This window comes from Cupriavidus sp. GW822-FHT03E04 (assembly GCF_058801495.1).
The window spans coordinates 1-1,775 of record NZ_JBXANI010000069.1; the positions used below are offsets into that span (position 1 = coordinate 1).

At 70.0% G+C, this 1,775-nt stretch carries 1 protein-coding gene; it reads right to left on the bottom strand.

The features are described 5' to 3' along the window. The coding region (locus AC1RQC_RS40290) for an amino acid adenylation domain-containing protein (protein ID WP_492886861.1) at positions 1 to 1,775 on the bottom strand (1,775 nt) is incomplete at both ends.

Here is a 1,775-nt window from a genome sequence, read left to right on the forward strand (position 1 = left end):
CCGCCGAGCGCGAAGAAGTTGTCGTTGCGACCGACGCGGGCCAGGCCTAGCACTTCGGCCCAGATCGCCGCCAGCGTTTGCTCGACCTCGCCTTGCGGCGCTTCGTAGCCCCCTTGCGTTGCGAACTCGGGCGCCGGCAGCGCATGCCGGTCCACCTTGCCGTTCGCGTTCAGCGGCAATGCCGCCAGCACCACCAGTGCCGACGGCACCATGTAGTCCGGCAAGACCTGGGCCAGCGCCGCCTGGATGCACGCGGCATCCAGGCCGCTGCCCGCCGCATAGCCCACCAGCCGCGCGCCGCCCGGTCCTTCCTGTGCCACCACCACCGCTTCCCTCACCTGCGGCTGGTCCAGCAACTGCGCCTCGATCTCGCCCAGTTCGATGCGGAACCCCCGCACCTTCACCTGATGGTCCACCCGGCCCAGGTACTCCAGCTGGCCCTGCGTGTTCCAGCGCGCAACGTCGCCGGTGCGGTACAGCCGCCCGCCCGACGCCGCGAACGGGTCCGCGACGAAACGCTCGGCGCTCAGCCCGGCCCGGCCGTGATAGCCCCTCGCCAGTAACGCCCCGCCGATGTACAGCTCGCCCGGCACGCCTTGCGGCGCCAGGTTCAGCTCCGCATCCAGCACATAGGCATGGCGCCCGGCCAGTGGATGCCCGATCGGCATCTGCGCGGGCAAGGTGGCCTCGCCCGCCAGGTACGCGCGGCAATCCTGCACGATCGCCGTGACCACCGTTTCGGTCGGGCCATAGGTGTTGAGCAGCTTCACATGGCCCAGGCCCGCCTCGCGCCAGGCGCGCACGCCCTCGGGCGGCATCGCCTCGCCGGTGGCCTGCACCTGGCGCAACGCGCCATAGCTGCGCGGGCCGCGCCGCGCGAAGTCCTGCGCCAGCAAATGCCAGTAGGCCGTGGGCAGGTCCGCGATGCTGATGCGCTGGTCCAGCAACTGTCGGTAGAAGGTGTCGCTGTCCCACAGCGCCGGGCCGCGCAATACCACCGCCGCACCCGCCACCAGCGGCGGAAACAGCTGTTCGACGAAACCATCGAAGTTGATGGTGGAGAACTGCAGCATGCGGTCCGCCGGTGTCAGCCCGAAGTAACCGATTGCCACCTGGCTGTGTTCGGCCAGTGCCGCGTGGGTAATGCCGATGCCCTTGGGCCGCCCGGTCGAGCCGGAGGTATAGATCACGTAGGCCAAGTGCTCGCTGTGCAGCGCGACCTCGGGGTCGTCCTGCGGCTCGTTGCCAAGATCCAGCATATCGAGTTCCAGCACCTTCAACCCGTCCAGCGCGGGCATGCGCGCGCGGATGCCGCGCTGGGTGAGCATCAGCGCGATGCCGCTGTCTTGCGCCATATAGGCCAGCCGTTCGGCCGGATAGTCCGGGTCCAGCGGCACGTAGGCACCACCCGCCTTCAGCACGGCCAGCAGGCCCACCACCATCTCGATGGAACGCTCCAGCGCGATGCCCACCTTGGCCTCGGGCTGCACGCCCAGCGCGATTAGCCGGCGCGCGAGCCGGTTGGCCCGGGCATTGAGCTCCGCGTAGCTCAGCGCGGCCTCGCCAAGCACCAGCGCCGTGGCCTGCGGCTGCGCCGCCGCCTGCCGCTCGAACAGGCGGTGCGCCGGCTCGCCGTGCGGATAGCGCTGCGGGTTCATGCCCCATTGCCGCAGCCGCTTCCCTTGCGCGCCTTGCAGCAGGTCCACTTCGCCGACTGCCAGCTCCGGGCTGTCCGCCAGCGCTTCAAGCATGGTGACGTAATGGCCGGCCAGCCG